Source organism: Bdellovibrio bacteriovorus str. Tiberius (assembly GCF_000317895.1).
Taxonomy (GTDB): domain Bacteria; phylum Bdellovibrionota; class Bdellovibrionia; order Bdellovibrionales; family Bdellovibrionaceae; genus Bdellovibrio; species Bdellovibrio bacteriovorus_F.
Genome location: NC_019567.1, coordinates 2,388,504 through 2,410,125 on the forward strand (window position 1 = coordinate 2,388,504; position 21,622 = coordinate 2,410,125).

General features: G+C 50.6%; 19 protein-coding genes. 9 read left to right on the top strand and 10 right to left on the bottom strand.

The annotated features are described in order from the left end of the window. Window positions 1–5 precede the first annotated feature (5 nt). The 4 genes from BDT_RS11425 (at window position 6) to BDT_RS11440 (ending at window position 3,359) form a co-directional block, all read left to right on the top strand. A complete protein-coding gene (locus BDT_RS11425; RefSeq protein ID WP_015091399.1) occupies window positions 6–1,070 on the top strand; it encodes a lactonase family protein in 1,065 nt (354 codons plus the stop codon). 123 nt (window positions 1,071–1,193) lie between these two features. Next, the gene (locus tag BDT_RS11430) at window positions 1,194–2,138 is read left to right on the top strand and encodes an HD-GYP domain-containing protein (RefSeq protein WP_015091400.1); all 945 of its coding nucleotides are present in this window, start codon (window positions 1,194–1,196) and stop codon (window positions 2,136–2,138) included. Beyond that, a complete protein-coding gene (locus tag BDT_RS11435) occupies window positions 2,139–2,516 on the top strand; it encodes a hypothetical protein (protein WP_015091401.1) in 378 nt (125 codons plus the stop codon). It begins immediately after the preceding gene. 111 nt (window positions 2,517–2,627) lie between these two features. Then, window positions 2,628–3,359 carry a hypothetical protein gene (locus BDT_RS11440; RefSeq protein ID WP_041577735.1) on the top strand — a complete coding sequence of 244 codons (732 nt, stop codon included), beginning with the start codon at window positions 2,628–2,630 and terminating at the stop codon, window positions 3,357–3,359. Between the two features lie 14 nt (window positions 3,360–3,373). Here BDT_RS11440 and BDT_RS11445 read toward each other — a convergent pair whose 3' ends face one another. The 3 genes from BDT_RS11445 to BDT_RS11455 form a co-directional block, all read right to left on the bottom strand. Beyond that, window positions 3,374–3,868 (bottom strand): hypothetical protein, encoded by a 495-nt coding sequence (locus BDT_RS11445; RefSeq protein WP_015091404.1) that lies wholly within the window; start codon window positions 3,866–3,868, stop codon window positions 3,374–3,376. Continuing rightward, on the bottom strand, window positions 3,859–4,608 hold the full coding sequence (locus BDT_RS11450; protein ID WP_015091405.1) for a ParA family protein: 750 nt from the start codon (window positions 4,606–4,608) through the stop codon (window positions 3,859–3,861). The genes BDT_RS11445 and BDT_RS11450 overlap by 10 nt, the downstream gene beginning before the upstream one ends. Window positions 4,609–4,705: 97 nt before the next feature. Further along, window positions 4,706–5,650, bottom strand: coding sequence for a S1 family peptidase (locus BDT_RS11455; RefSeq protein ID WP_015091406.1), 945 nt, complete (start codon window positions 5,648–5,650; stop codon window positions 4,706–4,708). 70 nt (window positions 5,651–5,720) lie between these two features. On the opposite strand from BDT_RS11455, the gene BDT_RS11460 reads away from it, so the two are divergent. Genes BDT_RS11460 through BDT_RS11470 form a run of 3 tightly spaced genes read left to right on the top strand, consistent with a single transcriptional unit; the run spans window position 5,721 to window position 9,284 of the window. Then, on the top strand, window positions 5,721–6,203 hold the full coding sequence (locus BDT_RS11460) for a DUF3465 domain-containing protein (protein WP_235046098.1): 483 nt from the start codon (window positions 5,721–5,723) through the stop codon (window positions 6,201–6,203). Beyond that, window positions 6,200–7,087: a trypsin-like serine peptidase gene (locus BDT_RS11465; RefSeq protein WP_015091408.1), complete on the top strand. Its 888-nt coding sequence runs from the start codon at window positions 6,200–6,202 to the stop codon at window positions 7,085–7,087. Before BDT_RS11460 ends, BDT_RS11465 begins: the two co-directional genes overlap by 4 nt. A gap of 55 nt (window positions 7,088–7,142) precedes the next feature. Beyond that, window positions 7,143–9,284, top strand: a complete 2,142-nt coding sequence (locus BDT_RS11470) for an ATP-binding protein (protein WP_015091409.1) — start codon at window positions 7,143–7,145, stop codon at window positions 9,282–9,284. On the opposite strand, the gene BDT_RS11475 is transcribed toward BDT_RS11470, so the two are convergent. The 4 genes from BDT_RS11475 to BDT_RS11490 are packed head-to-tail and all read right to left on the bottom strand — an operon-like array spanning window position 9,218 to window position 13,008. Continuing rightward, complete coding sequence (locus BDT_RS11475; RefSeq protein ID WP_041577737.1) at window positions 9,218–9,670, bottom strand: YiiD C-terminal domain-containing protein; 453 nt, start codon at window positions 9,668–9,670, stop codon at window positions 9,218–9,220. The two genes, BDT_RS11470 and BDT_RS11475, sit on opposite strands and share 67 nt — an antisense overlap. Then, entirely contained in the window at window positions 9,661–10,506 is an 846-nt protein-coding gene (locus BDT_RS11480; RefSeq protein WP_015091411.1) for a sulfurtransferase, read from the bottom strand. The genes BDT_RS11475 and BDT_RS11480 overlap by 10 nt, the downstream gene beginning before the upstream one ends. A 48-nt stretch (window positions 10,507–10,554) precedes the next feature. Beyond that, the gene (lysS, locus tag BDT_RS11485; RefSeq protein WP_015091412.1) at window positions 10,555–12,033 is read right to left on the bottom strand and encodes a lysine--tRNA ligase; all 1,479 of its coding nucleotides are present in this window, start codon (window positions 12,031–12,033) and stop codon (window positions 10,555–10,557) included. Window positions 12,034–12,084: 51 nt separating this feature from the next. Further along, entirely contained in the window at window positions 12,085–13,008 is a 924-nt protein-coding gene (locus BDT_RS11490; RefSeq protein WP_041577739.1) for a class I fructose-bisphosphate aldolase, read from the bottom strand. Between the two features lie 178 nt (window positions 13,009–13,186). Here BDT_RS11490 and BDT_RS11495 point away from each other — a divergent pair, with 178 nt between their 5' ends. Continuing rightward, complete coding sequence (locus BDT_RS11495; RefSeq protein WP_015091415.1) at window positions 13,187–13,747, top strand: NifU family protein; 561 nt, start codon at window positions 13,187–13,189, stop codon at window positions 13,745–13,747. Beyond that, a complete protein-coding gene (locus BDT_RS11500; protein ID WP_235046099.1) occupies window positions 13,734–15,077 on the top strand; it encodes an MATE family efflux transporter in 1,344 nt (447 codons plus the stop codon). Before BDT_RS11495 ends, BDT_RS11500 begins: the two co-directional genes overlap by 14 nt. A 7-nt stretch (window positions 15,078–15,084) precedes the next feature. Here BDT_RS11500 and BDT_RS11505 read toward each other — a convergent pair whose 3' ends face one another. The 3 genes from BDT_RS11505 to BDT_RS11515 all read right to left on the bottom strand — a co-directional run bounded on the left by BDT_RS11505 (window position 15,085) and on the right by BDT_RS11515 (window position 21,490). Then, window positions 15,085–17,865, bottom strand: a complete 2,781-nt coding sequence (locus BDT_RS11505) for a hypothetical protein (protein WP_041577742.1) — start codon at window positions 17,863–17,865, stop codon at window positions 15,085–15,087. A gap of 61 nt (window positions 17,866–17,926) precedes the next feature. Then, window positions 17,927–19,291, bottom strand: coding sequence for an MFS transporter (locus tag BDT_RS11510; RefSeq protein ID WP_015091418.1), 1,365 nt, complete (start codon window positions 19,289–19,291; stop codon window positions 17,927–17,929). A 111-nt stretch (window positions 19,292–19,402) separates the two neighbouring features. Next, entirely contained in the window at window positions 19,403–21,490 is a 2,088-nt protein-coding gene (locus tag BDT_RS11515) for an AarF/ABC1/UbiB kinase family protein (RefSeq protein ID WP_080602388.1), read from the bottom strand. Window positions 21,491–21,622: the final 132 nt, after the last annotated feature.

The following is a 21,622-nucleotide window of genomic DNA, read 5'->3' on the forward strand; positions in this document are numbered from 1 at the left end:
ACCCCATGAAAACCCTGCGCCTTGGTTTGACTTTGCTTTGGACACTGACTCTTGCTGCCTGTGCCGGCAGTTCTGGCTCTGACCCCTCCCCATCACCCACGCCTGCTCCGGCCAGGTTTTCTTATGTGCTGAATTCTTCCGATGACAGCGTCAGTGTTTTTTCCATTGCCCTGGATGGTTCACTGGCACCCTTGGAGGTCGCGTCCGTCGGTGGTTATGCAAAGTCACTTTTGATGGATCAAAACCAAGAGCACCTTTATGTGGTGAACGCCAGTGATGACACGATTTCGCAGTTTCAGATTGGCAGTGATGGAAAACTGCAATCACTGGGCATCGTCGCCACGGAAGAATTCCCGCAGTCTGTGCAGATTTCTCCGGATGGGCGCTTTGTTTATTCGCTGAACTTGCGCAGCGAATCCATCACTCAGTACAGCAAAGGCAGCGATGGTCGCTTGACCGCGCTTGCGACCACTCCCCACACTGCGGGGCCATTGAGCATGCTTTTTTCCAGTCAGGGTCAGTACGCCTATGTGGTGAACATTCTTGACGCCAGCATTTCCCAATATGCGGTGGCCAGCAATGGCGCACTGACGCCGCTAGTGCCGGACCGGGTGACTTCGCAAGGCTGTCCTTCAGGCCCGATCACTTCACATAAGACCTCACAAGGTGAATTCATCTATGTGCTTAGCTGCAGCACCGACGAAGTCGAAGTGTTTGCCATTGGTTCAGATGGCACTTTGCAATCTCGCCAAGTGATGACGACGGAATCAAGCCCGCAAGGCATGACCATCAGTGGCGACCACTTGTATGTAGCCAACGCGTTTTCATCCACCGTCAGTGTTTATGAAACTCAAACCAGTGGAACACTGGCGCTTAAGTCCACGGTGGCTGCGGGGACTTCACCTGAAACCGTGACTGTGGATGCTGCCGGAAAATCCGCATACGTGCTTGACTATATTGAAAACCAAATATTGCAGTATCACTTAGGCACCGACGGGTCGATGACTCGAACCAGTGCGGCTCCTTTTAGCACGGGAATGACTCCAGTGCAGATGCTGCTGAAACGCTAAATCCCGTCCCGCATTGAAACGTTGTGAGGGGCACTCGCCCCTTTGCTTCTAGACCAAGGACCGAGCTGTTTGTTTATTGCGGATTTAGTTCCTTCAAGTCCCCTTCCGTGGCAGAATTTTCCTATGGATTCCACGACTTACTTCCGCATCCGCCTCAGCACAATTCGCCCCGACAAAGTCACCAGTTTTGACATTTACATCCTTGTGGATGGTAAACATATTTTGTATCTGCGAGCGGGTGATAAGCTGGCTTCCGGTAAAATCAAAACATTGCACGGACGTGACACGGGCGATTCTTTCTTCGTGCGCATGGAAGACAAGCAGACTTATCGCGACTGGGTGAAAGAAGAAATGAACTCGGACCTGCTGAACCCGTTTGATAAAGCCAAGATCCTGCGTGAATCCTCGGTCGCTTTGATGGAAGATCTTTTTGAAAATCCGGATGTGAACAAGGCCCTGGATGAGTCCCGCCCGATCATCACGGATTTCATTGATCTGATGGAAAATGCTCCGGAAGCCATGGGCTTTATGATTTCTTTGTCCGGGCATGATTTCTATACTTACAATCACTCTTTGGACGTCAGCATCTATTCGTTGGGTTTGGGTAAAGCCCTAGGGTATGATGCAAAAACTTTGGAAGAGCTGGGCGTGGGCGCTCTTTTCCACGACATCGGTAAGCGCAACGTCAGCCTGGACATCCTTTGTAAAAAAGGCGGTCTGTCGGATGCTGAGTGGGAGCAAATGAAAATGCACCCGCAATATGGCTTGGTGATTTTGAACAACCACCCGAACATCAGTGATGCCATCAAAGCCGCGTGCTTTGAGCACCACGAATCCTGGGCTGGTAACGGCTATCCTCAACAATTGGTCGCGGAAGAAATCCACCCGTTTGCAAGAATTGTTGCCATCACTGACACCTATGACGCCATGACCACGCAAAGATCTTACAACGTGCCGATGACGCCGATTGATGCTGTCACCATGATGAAGGAAAAGCTGGCAGGTCGCTATGATCCCGACATGCTAAAGGCCATGTATTCAGTACTTTTCAAAATAAAGGTCGCTTAGATGAAGCTCGTTTTGCATTCTTTGGTTCTTATTGCCTGTGTCCCGCTGATTGCCATTGCGCTAGAGCCCACCAACCCTGCCGGTTTCTGCGAACGCTTCATCGGCGAAAAAGAAATCACCGAATGCCAAGAACGCACCAAAACCGAAAACGTCGACTGGTATGCCGCCACGGTCTGCCACCTGCAACAAGACGACAAGGCCTTCTGGGCATGCTGGAACAGCATTCAGGGACAAAGCTACAACCCGGCCGAGCTATCCAAATGCGGAGAAAATACCGAGGCCAGCGATACCCAGCGGCAAAGCTGTATTGATGCCGCCCGCGGCGGTCGTAAGCCGGCTTCTGTGGCTCCGTTTCAGCCTTTAAAACTTAAAAAATAGGCTTTATCCACTCGGGGGCTGTCGAAAAAGCTGACAGTCCCTTGTATTTTATTCTTCGGCACTGAATCAAATCCCCCGACTTCACCAAAATTTGATAGAACCTTTGCCACTATGAAAAAGCACTTCGTTTTCTTGGCGGTTTTGGGACTAACACTTATGGGCTGCAGCTACCCAATGGAAGAATTGGGTCTGTTTAAAACCGGTGGTCTTGAGATCAAAGGTTTCAGTAAATTCCAAAACGAAAAAGTAAGCTTCGATGTGGTAAAATCCACAGCGCTGAGCACCTGCCTTGAGTGTCACACCTCCGGTGGTCGCAGCATGAACACGGCCGAAAAAGTATTGGCACAAAAAGACGCCATTCTTGGCGCGATCAACAAAGGTTCCATGCCGCCTCGTTCTGCGGGCTATCAGCCTTTGAATGCCTGCGAAAAACAAATCCTTGAAACCTGGATCGACGATCAGGTGCGCAGCCGTTCTGATGTTCAGAAGGTCGGCGAACTTTCCAACTGTGGCGATGCCGAAGCCCCGGTTCAGAAACCGGAAACAGATCTGGCGACGCTGGAATTAAGTTTTGAAAATCTGAAAAAAGAAATCCTGGATCCAAAGTGCATGGTCTGCCATAGCACGGAAACGGCCCGTCGCACGATCCTTGAAACGGTGGCGGACCTTCAAAAACACAACCTGCTCGCTGCCACTGCGGAAGAAAGCGTCTTGTACCAAGTGACAGTGCCGGGAATGAATAAACGCTTCATGCCCCCACAAAGAGGCAACACGATGCTGGCTCCTCTAACCGAGGCTGAGCTAAGCTACATGAAACGCTGGATCGAGGCTGGGGCGAAGTAATCGCTTCTGAAAGGCTATTCCAACTCACCCAGCAGGAACTTCATCTGCTGATAGTCTTGAGCGGTGCCTAGAAGGCCTTGGGACTTGATAGAAGCGGTTTTCTTGATTTCAGAGGACTTGGGTGCTTTGGGATTTGCCTTCTTCGCCTTGGGCGCGGCCGAGGCCTTTACAGTCGTGGCAGGATCCCACTTTTCAGAGATTGCGCCGACAGCAAGGGCGGTCTTCTCTGGGGTCGATAGCAGCTCGGCTCCGGCAGAGATCAGAATGAATCTGTACTTGATCTGCTCGTTTTGATTCAACCAAAGCTCGGCACTGTGGCGCACGGACTTTTTCGTCGCCACAGTCTTAAGAGCGAACTTCTGCTGCACCCCGAAACTGTCAGTCACCTCAAGATACAACGATTCCCCTGGCGCCAGACTCGCATCCAATAGCTCCACGTTGGTGATCAATTTGTCACCAACGGGCTGGGTTGAATCTAAAAACAAGGGGTTGTGCTTTTTCAATTCCACATTTCCTGAGCCAGGCTTGCCAAAGCAAGGCCCGCCGGATTTTTCGGAGAAAAGTCATTCACCGGCAGATGCTTGTGGTGAGCTTCCTCGACCGCGATGGATTCAGGAATAAAGTTGTTAAACACCGGGATGGAATAGTTCGTGCGAAGATCCTGGATGACCTTTTCCACGATACGGCGGTTGCGGTACTTGGAGATGATGATCCCACGCACGTTGATGGTGTGGCCAAGACCGTTTTTGATGCTTTTCAAAGTCTCTAGAATCAGATCAATACCCATCAAAGAGAAGTACTCTGGACAGATCGGAATCACGATGTCCTTGGAGGCAATCAGCGCATTCACAGTCAAAAGCCCCAAAGACGGAGAACAGTCGATCACTACGATGTCGTATTCTTCCTTGATTTCCGCCAGGGCTCTTTTCAAGATGCTTTCACGGCCAAACTTGGTGGACATGGAGATCTCAATACCACTCAGCATGATTTCCGACGGGATCACGTCGATGCCGAAGGCTTCAGAGAAAACCACCGCGTCCTGCGCCTGCACTTCACCGGTAATAACGTCATAGATTGTGTCTTCAAAGTCCTCGTCGCCAAAGATCGCGCGAGTTGCGGAAGACTGAGGGTCAAGGTCAACCAGAAGAACCTTTTTGCCTTCTTTTGCCCACTGAGATGCCACGTTGATTGCGGTGGTGGTTTTAGCCACGCCACCTTTTTGATTGATGAACGATACGATGCTGCCCATACACGATTCCCTTCGTGGTAGATAAACTTCAACACCTAAGTCTAGCTGTTTTGTTTGGGCAATGTGAAGCGCGTTTTCGATTTCACGACGCGGCTGCTTAACGATCCTTCAACAACAATGCGGAAGTCTTTTTGATCCAAGGAAGGTAAGCATCGACCCGCGAGTAAATGGAAAACTGAAAACACTTCGGCGTCAGCGGTGTCGCCAGCGAATCACCCCGGCTGGTCACACCCATCAGATACAAGTCACCGTTCTTTTCGATGTAGGCCGGGCCGCCCGAGTCGCCACTGCACACCCCTTTTTTAACCGACTGATCGATCAGAATCTCGTTTTGTCCATGGCGGGCATTACCCACTTTCAACTTCGTGGTGCGAAGAGTTCCAGAACCCTTTTTCACGCCCCACGCCCAGCTCAGTCCATATCCTGCGACCACCACTTCGGAACCTTTTTTCAGGCTTTGAAAGTCCGCAAAGATCGGTGCCGGAGCATAACCCACCGGAATATATTCGCCCCGGATTCGGACCAGCGCGATGTCGGCAGTGTCATATTTGCGGCCACGGTTTCGTTCATAGTCCTCATGGCGCAAAGATTTGATGGCATATCGGGAATTATAAGCATTCATGTTTTTAATATCATCCGTAAAGAACACCAACTGATGCGTGGAACCCGGGGTCACACAATGTGCGGCCGTCAACACCAGTTCTTTGGAAATCAAAGTTCCCGTACACAACGTACCAGAGCCTTCATCATACAGCCCTACGGTGGAACGCATGATTCGACTGCCCACTTCGACTTTTTCACCCCCAATGACCGCGGATTGCGAGTCTTCCGACAGAATTTCTGCGGTGTTTTGCTGCCCACAGGCCGCAAGCATCGTCACCGATAATAAAGTCAAAGAAAGTTTCTTAAGCATCATACACCTCGCGGTTTTGGAACCCTGTTTTACCAGATTTTCAGAGGGAAAAGTGCAGAAATCCACCGAGTGACGTTTATTGTCTTTCGCCCAAAAGTTCACCAGCAAAAACGGCCAAATTTTAGACACCACCTGAAAGCTTTTCCAGAGGGGAAATGATCATCAGAACCTCCCCAAAATCCTGTTATATTCAGCACCTATGAAACCGCTTATTTTCTTTCTTGTTATGATCTCGTGTTCGGCATTTGCCAGCGATCGCATTCCTCAATGTTTCGATCGCAAAGACCGTATGGAATTCAACGAAAGTCAGGTGCTGACCTGGCGCGAGTTTATGGAAAACAAATTCACCGCCCGCGCTTTTGTGGACGGCACCCTGGTGCGCCTGATGGAAGACCGTCAGGGACATGTGCACTTTGAAGTGGATCTGGATGAAAACCTGAACACCGACGACGACCGTGTTGAAGTGATCTATAACGTGAAATACGGCAAGCTTCCTGAATACCAACCCGGCGATCGCGTCATCGCCTGCGGTGACTTTGTGGTGGACAGGTATTCTCCCCACAAGGCCGTGATCCATTGGCTGCACATCAATCCGAAAAAAGGCGGTCCTCATGAAGACGGCTTTATTGCCCTCAATGGACAAGTGGCCGGACTGACTGATTCTAAAGGATCTAAAAAATGAGATCCCTTGTCTGCGCCCTTCTGCCGCTGACCTTGGCCGCCTGCACGGGCTCGGCCCCTGAATCTTTATCCAAGATAGAGGCTCCCGGTGCCATCTATAACGGCGACACCCGTGAAGATGTCAGCACCTCGTCGTCAGCGGAAAAAGAACTGGTCAAGGCCACGGCCGTCTTGGTTCATTCTTATCGCCTGGCGCAGGCGCAAAATTCAGCCATCAAACTGAACTCAACACCACTGGAACAGCTTTACCCGCTTTGCCCGGATGAAAAATTTCTGACCCAACCGACGTTGGGGTTTTGTTCCGGGACTTTGATTGGCCCCAATCTGGTACTGACGGCGGGCCACTGCGTGGAAAATCAAAAAGAATGCGACGACAGTCAGTTTATTTTCGGATGGACCGAAGAAAAATCCCGTCAAGCGATGTTGCCCTCCTCTGAAATCTACAGCTGCAAAAGCATCGTGAAGTTTGAATTAAACATCAGAAAAAATATCGACTACGCAATTCTGGAACTGGATCGTCCCGTTCCCGGAGTTCGCCCGGCAAAGATTGCCAAAGAAGTTCTGCTGAAACCCAATCAAACTCTTTTAAGTCTGTCACACCCGCTGGGGCTGCCGGTAAAAAAAGATTACGCACACGTGCTTTCTGACAGTTCTGAGATGCACACTTTCAAAGTCCAGGTGGACACGTTCTCTGGCAGTTCGGGATCTCCGCTGTACAATGCTCAAGGTGAAATTGTCGGGATTCTTTCTCGCGGTATGGACGACATTCTTGAAGATGACATTTATCGTGTGCAAAAAGAAGGCGGCTGCATCAACTTTAATGCCTGCGCCGTGGGCCTGTGCTTTGGCCAGACTTACTACAAAGCTCCCCGTATTGACCTTTAGCATATTCATAGCTTCTCGTTTAGTTGCCAAGGTTCTTTCACTCTAAACTAAAGGCATGAACCAAAAGCAACTGCCATGGTGGACCTGGGTCCTTCCTTTCTTCATTTTACTTGGAGGCACATTCCTAAGCCTCGCCTTCAAGGTTTCCCAGGGGATCTATTGGATCTATTTCCCAATCAACTTTGGCGTGATCATGGCCCTGTGGTGGGGACCGCGGGTTTTTGCGGCCGTTTTCCTGAATGCTCTGGTTGCGATTTCGCTTTTTGGTCTGCCACGTCCGGGACTTTATCCCCTGTTTGCCCTGCCTGAAACCTTGGAAGTGATTTTCTCGTGGTTCCTGGTGCGTGAACGCTTCAAAGACGTCCATGCCTGGAAGCCCAGTCCAAAAAATATCAGTCTTTATTTTGTGTACGGCCTGCTGATTCCTTCAGTGATTTGCTCCATTGCGATTCAATCCCTGTTTGTTTTAACCGGCATTCAGGACAGGGCCCTCTTCGGCTGGAGCACGTTGATCACAACGGTCGGCGACCTGACGGGCGCGATCTTTATGAGCATACCGGCATTGATTCTGATTTCGCCTTGGCTGCGCAAACGCAATCTTTCATTATTTGCCGTCAAACCCCTTCCCCCGATGCACTGGGAAACCCTGACTCGAAAAGAAAAGGCCTTGTTTGCGGTCGTGTTGATCGGAATGCTGGCTTTAGCCGTGTCCGTGCACTTACCGCAGACGTGGTACGTCTATGGCATTTTGATGCTGCTATCAGCGGCCTGGTATGGCATGTACGCCGCGTTGGCCGTGAATACCTGGGTGGTTTTCCTGACCATCATACTGCCTAAGATGACGAATCTGCCCTGGTCCAATGCCTTCATTGAAGTGCAAACTCCGGCAACACTGCTGACTTTGTGTTTCTGCTCGCTAATCACGGGATCCGCCGTGACATCTTTAACCGGAAAAATCCGCGAGCTGAGCGAAACCGAAGGCCAACTGAAGGCCGCCAAAGAACAGGCCGAAGAAGCTTCCCGAGCAAAATCGGAGTTCCTGGCCCGCATGAGCCATGAAATCAGAACACCGCTGAATTCCGTCCTGGGAATGCTGGAGCTTCTGCGTGAAACCCAACTTTCAAAAGATCAGGAAAGATATTTAACTTTATTCAGCCACGCCGGGGAAAACCTCAAGGCCCTGATCAACGACCTTTTGGATTTCTCAAAGATTGAAGCCAAAGCCCTCACGGTGGAAAACGTCAGCTACAACATTCACAGCACCATTCGCAGTGTTTTTGAAATCCTGCAAATCAAAGCCGAAGAACAAGGCCTGCACTTTGAGCTGCAGGTATCCAACGATGTCCCAGCCTTGCAATGGGGTGACCCCACCCGCCTTCGTCAGGTTTTATTCAACCTGATTGGTAACGCCCTGAAATTCACCACCGAAGGTCACGTCAAAGTGAAAGTCGATCTGACCAAAGAATCCCCCGAACAGCTGCTGATCGAGGTGCAGGACACCGGCATTGGTATTCCGCGCGACAAACAATCCAAACTGTTTTCGCCGTTCTTCCAAGGGGACCCGACGATCAACCGAAAATATGGCGGCACAGGCCTGGGCCTTGTGATTTCCAAAAACCTGGTTGAAATCATGGGTGGCACCCTGGAAATGAAAAGCCTTGCGGGTCGCGGCACTACTTTCAAAATTTTACTTCCGCACCGTCCGGACTTTAGCAGCAACATCGAGAAAAAGACCAAGCCCGCCATGGTTTGGAACCAGCTTCCGGCCGACAAACGCTTCCGTCTGCTTTTGGTGGATGATTCTGAAGACAACCGCGTCCTGATGATTCATTATCTTAAAAGCCTGCCCTTTGACTGTGACGAAGCCGTCAATGGTCAGGAGGCCTTTGAAAAATTCAAAGAACGTAAATACGACCTGGTCTTTATGGACATGCAAATGCCCATCATGACCGGATACAAGTCCACGGAACTGATCAGATATTACGAGAAAATGAACAAACTTCCACACACACCGATCATCGCCCTGACAGCGACTGCGGTGGTGGAAGACCTGCAACGCGCCGTCAGCAGTGGATGTGATTCCTATGCGGTGAAGCCAGTCAAAAAGGCTGAAATTTTAGAGATTCTGGCTCACAACTTGACGACAAAATCGCCGACCAAGGAAGCCTTTAAAGAACCGCCGTCACCCAGTATCTGAGAGCGGATTTTGCCGCGAACGCGTTTTTTGGAAAGCAGCTCCTGATAGAACGCCTCTTCATCATCATCTGTCGGAAACTCACTGACGATATCGAAATCAGTTTCGACCGGGCGCAGATACTGGATCTCGCCCTTGGCTATAACGATGTTTTCGGTATCAAGATGACGTTGTTTAAGCCCTGCCAAAGCCAATGCATAGGCCGCCAGAACCGCCGAAGCATACAGACTGCCGCCAAAGGCTGTGCCTTTGTGGTTTTTACTTTTATCCAGAGACACCCGAAAATGCACACGCGAGGAACTGATTTCTTTTACTTCGATGCCAAGATGCTCGTACAGAGTGATCTTGTCCTTCAGAATCTGAATCAGTTCCTGCGGGTTTACTTCCATTGTTCATAGCCCCCGGCAAAGTTTGTGGCATTTTTATAGCCCAGGAAATTCAAAGCATACACCACCGCACCGGAACGCACACCGTGATTGCTGACAACCAGTATACGGCTGTCTTTAGAAATGTTCTTTTCATAAAGCGCGCGCTCGATCTTTTTAGACGGAAGACCTTTGTCGTCAAAGAACTCACGCCACTCAAAGTTCACCACCGGCGCTTTCACGGATTTTTCCGTGGAAAGATTGCGCAATGCGAACTCCTGACCGGAGCGCACATCCAGCACGATCACCGGCTTTTCATTTTGTGTAACGTCCGCCTTGAACACTTTCCAAGTTGTATCAAGGTTTTCTGCCACTTCGGGTTTCCAGTAAGGCTTGTTCCGAACCAGAGGCGCTTCACGGTTGGGATTCGTATTCATTTCACGGTAAGAAGTGTGAACCAAAGTATAGACGTTTTTCACGCCCAGCACTTTCAACGTCCACGCCACACGGCCTTCTTCACCGGCCCCTTGTGCCCCTTTACCCAGCACCACGACAGGAGTTGACGGATCTACACCCACAAGGGCCAGCCTGCGAGCAATCGCAAACAGATCATTTTGCAACAGACCACGGGATTTGGGATTGGCTTGAGAAAAGTCCTCCCAACGAACATTGATAGAGCCCGGCACATGCGCCAAGTTAAACTCAAACGCCGGACGAGCATCCAAAATTGCCGTCTTACCTTTGATCAACTGTTCAGCCGTGACATTTTCACCCATCACCGGTTCCTGCACAGTCACCTTCGTCGGCTTCATCTGACACGCACTCAAAACCACCAGCGCCGCAATCAAAACAAACTTCATAACAAACCCCTGAAAAACAAAAGGGAGCTTGCGCTCCCCTTTTAGACACTATTTTGTGATTCTCATCGTCGGGAAGAAGATGATATCGCGGATACTTGGACGATCTGTCAGCAGCATCACGATACGCTCGATACCGATTCCCACGCCCCCTGTCGGCGGCATACCAGCGTCGATCGCCAGCAGGAAGTCTTCGTCCATCGGGTGAGCTTCTTCGTCCTTCGCACGGTTGGCTTCCTGGTCTTTCAGGCGCGCCAACTGGTCTTCCGGATCATTCAGCTCAGAGTAAGCGTTCCCGATTTCCATGCAGGCTGCGAACGGCTCGAAACGCTCAACCAGTCGGCTGTCGCGACGGTGAATCTTCGTCAGCGGAGAAATCTCCACCGGGTGATCCATCACGAATGTCGGCTGCACCAGGTGCTGTTCGGCCGTCAGTTCAAACAGTTCCATGATCATTTCGCCGCGTTTACCCGGCTCATCGATATCGCCACCGTTTTTGCGGATGGCCTGGAAGATCTCTTGATCTGTTGCCTTGTCCGGATCAATGCCCGCGTATTCTTTAACACCGTCATGAACCGTCAGACGTCTCCACGGAGGAGTGAAATCAAGCTCTTTACCCTGATAAGTCACCTTCATGCTGCCGGTGATTTTCAAAGCCAAAGAAGAGATCAGTTCTTCGAACTGTTTCATCTGATAGTTGTAGTCCGTGTAGGCCTCGTAGAACTCAAGCAACGCGAATTCCGGGTTGTGAGTGCGGTCGATACCTTCGTTACGGAAGTTTTTGCTGATTTCGTAAACTTTCTCAAAACCACCCACGATCAGGCGTTTCAGATAAAGTTCCGGCGAGATACGCATGTAAAGTTTCATGTCCAAAGCTTTGTGGTGCGTGGTGAACGGAGTCGCCGCAGCACCGCCGTAAACCGGCTGCAAAGTTGGAGTTTCCACTTCCATAAAACCACGGTCATCAAGGAAGCGACGAACTTCTTTGATGATCTTGGAGCGTGTTTCAAACACCTTGCGGGAATCCGCATCGGTCATCAAATCCAAATGTCTGTGACGATACTTGATTTCGATATCCTGAACGCCGTGGAATTTTTCCGGCAAAGGTTCGATGGTTTTCGTCAGAATCTGGAAAGATTTTGCGTAAATGGAGAATTCACCTTTTTGGGATTTGAAGACGAAACCGTCGATACCGACGATGTCACCCAGATCCACCAGTTCAAAAGCCGCGCGGTCCTGTTCAGAAAGCTCTTCCACTTTCACGTACACTTGCACTGTGCCGGTCTGATCCTGAATATTGAAGAAAGAAGCCTTACCCATCATACGAAGGGTCATCAGGCGACCTGCAATACGGTAAGAGAATTCCGGCTTCTTTTCACCCGCCTGCAAAGTGGCAGAATGTTCAGCCACCACTTCAGAGATCTTCGCCTTGTTTTCAAAGACGTAGGGATACGGGTTGATGCCTTTCTCGCGAAGGGCATGAAGTTTTTTACGTTTCTCCGCTCTTAGCGGATTTTCATTGATGCTCATATCTACTCCAGTTACGGGCCCTTTGGGCCCTGCACTCTGTGCGCGCAGCGCCTATAGTTTTTTACCTGCGAAGGCTTCCATTACTTTGTGCAAAAGTTCCAGAGCTTCTTTTTTCGGACGCTGGAAGGCATTGCGGCCCATGATGGAACCGAATGCGCCACCTTGTGCCAGCTCGCCCACTTCCTTCAACAGATCTTCTGTGCTTTTCGCTTCGCCACCAGAGAAGATCACGATGCGTTTGCCGTTGAAGCAGGACTGAACGATGTGACGAGTGCGGTCCACTTGAGAGGACACTTTGATGCCCTGTTCTTCGTAAACTTTTTTCGCTGCTGCCTGTTCAAGGTGTGCAGAGGAAGGTTTAACTTTGATGATGTGCGCGCCCAGCTGAGCCGCGATATGAGCCGCGTATGCGATCACATCGATGCCAGTTTCGCCTTCTTTGGAAAGCTGCTCACCACGAGGGTAAGACCAGATGATCACCGCAAGACCGGCTTCTTTAGCCGCGCGTGCCGCCTGAGCGATTTCTTCATACTGATGTTTGCGTTCTGCAGAACCTGGATAGATTGTGAAACCAATACCCACGCAACCCAGTCTCAAAGCGTCGTCGATATAAGACGTCATCGCAGAGATCGGAGCCTTGTTGGCATAAAGAGAATCCGAGTTGTTGATTTTCAGAATCAACGGAATTTCACCCGCATAGTCACGGGCGATAGCTTCGATCGCGCCCAGTGGAGCCGCGTAAGCACTGCAACCGGATTCGATAGCCAGCTCTACGTGGTAAGCCGGGTCATAGCCATCTGGATTTTTCGCGAAAGAGCGAGCAGGTCCATGTTCGAAGCCCTGATCCACAGGCAGAATCACCAATTTACCGGTGCCAGCCAATTTACCGTGGTTCAACATACGAGCCAGGTTCGTCAATACCCCTGGATTGTCAGCTCCGTACCAGCTCAAAATCTCTCTAACTCTTGGCGTCATCTAGATCTCCTATAACCTATGAAGAAAACTCAAATTCGCGAGCCACTTGTCTTCTGGGCTCACATTAGCGGGGTAAATTTATTGAGTTTTCCGGATATAATCAAGCGCGTCTCGCGGATTAACACGCTTGGCAGAAAACATGCTGTGGTATAATGTTCGTTGTCCCTGTGAGGTCTGTATGAATACCAGTGAAAAAATGCCTGTCAGCTTCGAACCAACCCCGAATCCAGCCACGATGAAGTTTTTGCTTCACAAAAAGGTCACGGATCAGGGCTTTGACTGCCCTACCGTTCAGGATGCTGAACGTTCGCCATTGGCTGCCAAAATCTTCGGCTTCCCTTGGACCAGCTCTGTTTACGTGGGCCCGGACTTCATCACCGTGACCAAGCAGGACTGGGTGGACTGGGAGCTTTTGGCTCACCCGCTGACCGGCCTGATCCAGGAACACATGGATCGCGATGAACCGGTGGTTGTGACTTTCGTTGAAGCTGAAGAGGACAACGAAAACGACAGCCCGATGGCTCGCAATATCAAATCGGTTCTGAACCGCGAAATCCGCCCGGTGGTGGCGCTTGATGGCGGCGACATTGTCTTCCATAAATACGAAAACAACGTGCTTTACATTCACATGAAAGGCGCGTGCTCCGGTTGCCCAAGTTCCACGGTCACCCTGAAAGAGGGTATCGAGGTTCGCATGAAGGAACTGTTCCCGGAGATCATCGAAGTTGTCTCAGTCTAAATTTATCCACGAAAGCAAAATGCTGGCCCGCTTGTCCGGACCTATCGTCGTTGGTCAAGTCGGTCAGAATCTGATCACTTTGGCTGACACGATCATGGTAGGCGCCTTGGGGTCAGTGGCCTTGGGAGCTTCCGCATTTGCCGGCAGTGTCTTTATCGTGTTTCTGATTTTCGGTCTGGGGATGCTGGCTCCGGTGACGGCGCTGTTTGCGCGCATGCAGGGACAGGAAAATTATCCTTATGGCGGGGTTTTGCTTCGCCATAGTGTGGTGGTGGCCCTGGCTATCAGTGCCTTTGTTATCGGTTTGCTGTATTTGCTACTGCCCCGTTTGAGTGTCTTTGGCCAGACTTCCGAAGTTCTGGAAATGGGCTCGGGCTTCTTTGAAATCACCATCTGGTCGGTTCTGCCAAGCTTGCTTTATCAGTCCTACAAACAGTTCACCGACGGTATCGGCAAAACCAAAGTAGCCATGTACGTGATGATCTTTGGCGTTGTCTTTAACATTACCGGAAACTGGGTTCTGATCCACGGTCTGTATGGTCTCCCAAAACTGGGACTAAACGGAGCCGCATGGGCCACTTTGATCGCCCGCTGCCTGATGGCAATGATGATGATCACTTATGTTCACGTTCATCCGCACTTTAAAAAGTACCTGGTCGAACGCTGGGTTCATCGCTTTGACCATCACCTGCTGAAAAATATGATTCGCCTGGGAATTCCCAACGGCCTTACCTATTTGTTTGAAGTCGGCGCGTTTTCCGCAGCGGCGGTAATGATGGGCTGGTTTGGCGCAACACCTTTGGCTGCGCACCAGATCACCATCAGTCTTGCCAGCACAAGCTTCCTGATCACTTTGGGTATCGGCATTGCTGCCAGCATTCGCGTAGGCTATGAACTGGGCCGTGGGGATTATTCACTGGCCCGTTTTGCAGGGTTCACCGCGATCAAGCTGGGGGCTGCCTACATGACCCTTTGTGCTCTGGGCTTTTTCTTTCTGCGTGAATGGTTCCCGACGTTCTACGTGACCGACCAGGACGTGATCGCGTGGGCGGCAAAATTCTTTATCGTGGTTGCGATCTTTGAAATCTTTGACGGTATTCAGGCCGTTGCCATCGGTGCTTTGCGTGGCATGAGCGACACCCAATGGCCCAGCATCATCGCATTCTTTGCGTACTGGGTGATGGGTCTTCCGGGTGGATACCTGCTGGCATTCCATTTGGGCGTGGGTCCGGTGGGAATCTGGATTGGCCTATTGGTGGGATTGATCTTTGCTTCAATTCTGCTGACGTGGAGATTCCACATCCTGAGCAAACGCTTTCTGAAGAATTAGATTTTAATTAAGGATGATAAACGCAGCGATATCCGCTGTTGGTCAGAACCGCTGTCACATCCGCCGCACGCTTGGCGCTAAAGATCCCGGCGGAATTGCCATCCCCAGTTCCGCCACCACGCCAGACACCCGTCACCGCCGAATTGCTGAAATCAATCTTACCAAAACCACAGTACTCTGGTCCACCGACTCCACTGCAAGTCACGGCCGTTGTACCAAATGCCAGATTCAGGGCATCACCAGTGTTCTGGGCTGGATACACATAGGCCGGGCTGTAGATGACACTATTGGTGTCTTTGATCGCTTCCATGGCATTACCCGCGAAATCCCAGATAGTCTGACCGTAAGGAAGCGTGTGAGTTCTTCTTAAAGCATTGCTCGCACAAATAGCCGTATTCGGCGCGCAGACGTCCCCACCCGTGGCAGACACTGGAGACCCGGTCTGATTGTTCCCGCGATGCAAAAGTCCTGAGCCATAAATCCCGCTGGCCCAGTTTCCTGCCTGCTTCGCAATCAGATCGGCCACCGCACGCCATTCGGCATTGGTGACCAGATCATAGCCTGCCCCCAATGAAGTACAGCGCGAAACGGAACCCATATTGCTTAGACTTTCAGGTACAAGATCAGCAATAAAGCGCGGGCGCGCGGAACCGTCGTTCTTAGCTTCATACTGACCGATACAGAACGGATTCGCTACAATACCGGCATTATGAACATAGACAAATTCCGCCGGGCACGAGAAAGCCACAAAGCTATTTGTCAAAGTGCTGCTATAGTTCCCCATTGGGTCTTTCAGACGCAGACTCATGGAATAAGTCAGACCGGGCTGCAAAGCTGTCGACAATGAAGAGAATTTCACCGGACTTGTCACCTCAACCCAGTCGCGAATGACGGCCCCGTTGGACTGCTGCTGCAGGCGAAGTTCCGCCGTCAACACATCCGGATCCGAGGGGAAGGTGAAATTCACAAGGGGTGATTCCGTGTACAGCGGAGCAACAGCCCCCAATGTAAACGACGGAGCAACGTCCGGCCCCTGGGCGTCGACTTTCACGTTGGATGCTTTAAGGCCGTTGGCACCCGTATCAGCCGGCAACGTCATAGAAGCCTGCACAACTGGGTTGGCATTGTCGACAAGACACCCTGCACAGTTACTAAGGCTCGTGGATGTCACCCCCAGAGGGTAAGCATAGTTTCCGGCAAACACCACATAGTTGAATTGCAGTGTTCGCTGGTCCCCCTGCAGCGAAGCCGCCATCACAAGGACTCCGGTATTCAGAACCATGCTGGGCAGGTTCCCACCAATGACCTTCAGTTCACGATCATACTCGACACGAAGACTGATCGTGGTGGAGTTGCCGTAATGAGCCCCGGGAACTGTCGCATAGACCCGGGTGATTTGCGGAACCGGGAAATCCGTTGTGAATGCAAATCCGGTATTTGACGCCGCCGTCTTGTTACCATTGGCATCAACCGCAAAGACATAAATCTTATAAGTTGAGTTCTGCTGAAGCACGCAGGCAGAGAAATCAATAGCCGAAGCCGCCACAGTTTTATCACACAACGTGGTGGCACCACTGCTGTCTTTAATATAGGCCTCGAACTGATTGAAATCTGATGGCATCGTCAGATCGACCACAGCACCCTTGTCGCGAAGGAATGCATCTGCTGTCACATCAGCACCCGCCGTCGTGCGAACACCGGTGATTGTGAAGGCGCCAGGACCAACAAGGTCCACGATAACATTCACCAGATTAGACATCCCCTGATTGCCTGCCCGATCGAACTGGGAAGCACGGATCGTTGGGAATCCATTGCCAGCCAGGAAATCAACTGTAAAAGTTCTCACCGCCGAACAGGTCACTTCGCGTACAACTGAATCCAGCTGCACCGAAACCGGCATTAAATCTTCAGAACATGTTCCTTGCACCGTGATAGTGTTGTCAGCGTTGATAGTTGATTGGGTGAACTTGGTGTTATTGACTGGTGACGTGATCTCCACCTCCGGAGCCGTCAAATCAACCAAAACCTCTTTCTGCTCGAAACCAAAAACCCGGTAAGCGCCCGTGGACATGTGGTTGACCGAAATATTGGTCACACCATCACCCAAATTACTTTTCAGAGTCACCGCTGCAGAAAAAACACCGCCAGAACAATTCGCACTTTGTGGTCCGCCATCGAAGGGTCCGGTCAAATTCACCACGCCACCGTCGATTTCACAGGTGCCGCTGATTTCGTAATTTTGATTGCCCAGCTTCAATGTGTTAATACTTTCCGCGGTCAAACTGACACCCGGAGCAAAAATTATCAGTGAAAGGGTCTTGTTGAAAACAAACGTCTCCCCTTCAAGATTCTTCACATACCAGCGGATCTGGAAATCGTGAGCGGCATCCCCGGCAACGGTGGGTGTTTCATAAGGGAAGATATGTTCTAACGGCAGTTTGAAAGTGGCTTTACCGGCATTGGCACAGTCGACCTTTGCCCCTGTCGCAAGCTCCGTGACATCACGCCACACCTTGGTTTGTGGATTTTCGGCTTCGATCTTTTCAATGGAGCGGTCACAGGTGATGCTAAGATCCACCCCGTCGGCTGAAGCTCCCAACTCGAAAGATCCCGTTCCCGTAAGATTGTCGATCGTGAACTCGCCCTTGCCGTTGATGGCTTTGTTTAAGAAGTCCATTTGCAGCGTGCGTTCGGTACAGCCCAAAATCAAAATAGACAAAAGCAGCAGACTGGCTGCTGCTTTGGTTTTCTTTAGAATTTCGGTCACTTCCCGCCTACCAACGTGCATGTTTATCTTATCGGAGATTGTGGAAAGCGACCTGAGTATCAAATTGAGAATCTGCGTCCAGTTAGTGCCAACGAACGTTCCGGTCTTCTTTGATAAAGATCATACCAATGGCGAAAGTCATCAGCGCAATGGATATCGGATATATTAAGCCGGCGAAGTGGTTCCCGGTAGAAGCCACAATCGCCGTTCCGATGAACGGAACCAAGCCTCCGAACACCCCATTCCCGATATGATATGGAAGAGACATCGAAGTATAGCGAATTTGTGTCGGGAAAAGTTCGACCAGGAAGGCGGCGATCGGTCCATACACCATCGTCACATAGATGACCTGAATAAATACCAACAGAGTCAACATCACGACGTTGGGATTCACTGCCGTCGCCAATGGATCTGCCGGGTTCCAGCCAGAATAACGTTCCATCGCCTGATAGATCGGATAGTACGTCAGCGCCGCGATCAGACACCCCGCCATCATGATATTCTTGCGCCCGATTTTATCAGACAGCCCGCCGAACACCACAAAGAACGGAGTTGCAAACAACAACGCCACCGCGATGATCTGATTGGCCACGACGAAATCGACCTTCAAAACTGTCTGCAAATAATAAAGAGCATAGAACTGACCGGTGTACCAGACAACTCCCTGCCCGGCCGTGGCCCCCAGCAATGCCAAAATAACCAGACGGCGATTTTCAGGATGCAGAAAACTGTCCCGCAATGGACTTTTCGAGGATTTGCCTTCGGCCTTCATCTGAATGAACACCGGGGATTCCTGCATCTTTCGGCGTATTAAATAAGACACCAAAACCAGAACCACCGACAGCAGGAATGGAATCCGCCAGCCCCATTCCTTAAAGGCGTCCTCACCCATCGTCAGACGGGTCAGCAGAATCACGCCCAGGGAAACAAACAGTCCCAGGGTCGCGGTGGTCTGAATAAAGGATGTATAAAAGCCCCGCTTGCCATCAGGGCTGTGTTCAGCCACGTAGGTGGCCGCCCCACCGTATTCGCCTCCTAATGCCAAGCCTTGCAGCAAGCGCAGAACCAATAACAGAATCGGCGCCAGAATCCCAATTGTTTCATAGCCCGGCAAAAGACCAATTGCCGTGGTCGCAAGACCCATAATCAGCAACGTGACCATAAAGGCGTACTTACGTCCGACCACGTCTCCCACCCGGCCAAACACTAACGCACCAAAAGGACGAACAATAAAGCCCGTGGCGAACGTTGCCAACGTACTTAGCAACGCCACTGTTTCATGACCTTTAGGGAAAAATTGAGCAGAGATAATGGTGGCAAGACTTCCGAAGATATAAAAGTCATACCACTCAATCAGAGTTCCGGCGCTGGACGCCCCAATGACTTTCCAAATTTTACTTTTATCGAAGACGGCTTTGCCCGCATCTTTGACAATAGCTGTAGCCATGAACGTTCCCCTCCTGATTTTTCCTCATTTTGATCAGGAGCGGGGAACAACAACAAACAAATTCAATGACGATTTCAAAGTATTAATTAAGGGACTGTCGAAGCGCAGTCCCTAGTTGAACACCATTTCACAGCGAATAACCGCCGCCGGTGTCGCCGCTTTTGCCGGGATCACCTTTGGCGAAAGACCCAGCATGTCTTTCATTTCAATCCATCCAAGCTTCACAAGCTCTTTGTGAGAGATCTTGCCCTCAATCGCCAAAGCCTTGTAAACGCGTGCCGGGTTTTTAACGGCCATACTCTTCATCAAAGAGCTGATGGACATCGTGCTGCCAGCATCCGTCAGCAGTTTATTCACGATCACGATACCGCGGTTCAGACTGACGAACTCATACGGCAGACGAAGCCCCAGATCCATCACCCAGGCAGTCCACATTTCCATTGTCAGTGGCTGTTCATACCCGTGGCGGATGTTGTGCATCTTGGCCTCGATCATGAACTGAAGACGGCTTTGCGTGATTGTGCTTTTCTGCTTGTCAGCGATATTCCAGAAAGCACGAGCCATGGTTTCAGAGTTTAACAATTCAGTCCCTGCGCCCAACAGCATGACTTGCGTCTGCATATCACGGCTGATCACTCCGCCCATTCCGTAATCCAGAATGTTGACGATGATTTTAGGCTCGGTCACCTGGATCATGAAGTTCCCCTGGTGCAGATCCGAATGATAGAATCCGCCGCCAAACATCACTTCCTGAGCCCAGACGCGGGCCATTTGTTCGATGATCACACGTTTCATGTCAGGCGCAATGTCCTTGTAAATCGCGACTTCTTTATCCAGCTTTTTTCCGATGACCAGTTCTTGCACCATGAACTTAGAGCCTTTTTTACCGTCATAAATCTTCGGCACATGGAACTGGATTTCGTTTTTATAGTCTGGCGTGTTCATGAACGCCATTTTTTCATAGCGAGTCGCTGCAAGCTTTTGGCGAGCCACTGTATCTTCCTGACTTAGTTCTGCCAAAACAGTGTCGGTGATATCCTGCACCACCGGAGTCAGTTTCGGAGCACCCGTTTTACGGAATTCTGGGTTGGAATCCAGAATTTCAGCCACATCCATCAGGATGCGTTTGTCTTCTTCCACACGGTCTGCGATGCCGGGCTTGATGAAACGAACAACCACGTCGCGGCGCTCGCCATCAATAACAACCTTCGCACGGTGAACCTGAGCCATCGTTCCGACACCCAGGGGTTTTCTTTCAAAATAGTTGAACTTGTAATTGCCGTTTTCAGAATTCAAAAGCTTTTCCACCTGAGACCACGGTACCGGGCGCACCGAGTTTTCAAGGCCGCGGAAGACCTCAACCATGTCTGGCCCCAGATCCGCCTGACGAGCCACCACCTGAAGCAGCTTTTGCAGTTGCGGACCGCTGTTTTGAACCATCAGTTCAAACTTTTTCATTTCCGGCATATTCAGATCACTGCCCAAATAAGAAGACACGATCAGCTTTTTTGAAGCCGGGCTTAGACGTCTGAAATATTCGCTGAACATCGTCTGCAGGAAGATCTTCATCGTCGCATCCTGCTGCTGACCCAGCTTGGATTCTGCGATCTTTTCACCCACGCGATCCAGTTCTTTCATCTTTTCAGTTAACAGAGCATCACTTTCAGCCAAAACCCAGCCTTCAGCCAGCTTCTGGCCTTCCGGGTTTTGCGCCAGAGCCATCACCTGGGCCGCCAGGGCTTCCATCGGCATCTTTTGTTCAAGCTGGTCCTGAGGAACCATGTCCTTCAGTTTTTGCTGCTGCCATTCAAGATAGGTTTCAATCTGCTTTTGCACGCGCGCGCTGTCGGAAGTATAGGTGCGCATGGCTTTGGCACCACGGGCTTCGATCATTTCCAGATCCAAAGACACGCTATGGGTGTTGGGCCATTCGCCTTTATGAAGTTTCAGGAATTCATCGAAATTGCGCACTTTAACGGTTTCAACTTCTGCCTGATAAACGGAAGAGAAATAGTTTTTGGCTCTTTCCAGAATCTGTTCTTTGTTGTCGGCCGTTTCCCCTTGGGCCATCAGGGCATAGGTCAGCGCCAGTCTTTCTTCAAAAGACAGATGCAAGCCGACTTTCTCAGGCGTCACCGCCCAGGCAAAGCGACCAAGGATCAGTATGAATAATATCAAGAAACGCAACTGTCTCAACATGATACACCCTTAAATTAGATAATTCAGGGATCTAGCTGCACAGTTTGGACCCGGCGGGTTTTGTGTTTTATAAGATCTGATATGGTTAAGAAATTGGCAGTGCCCCAGAAGTGTCACGTTCTACTGCCTTGA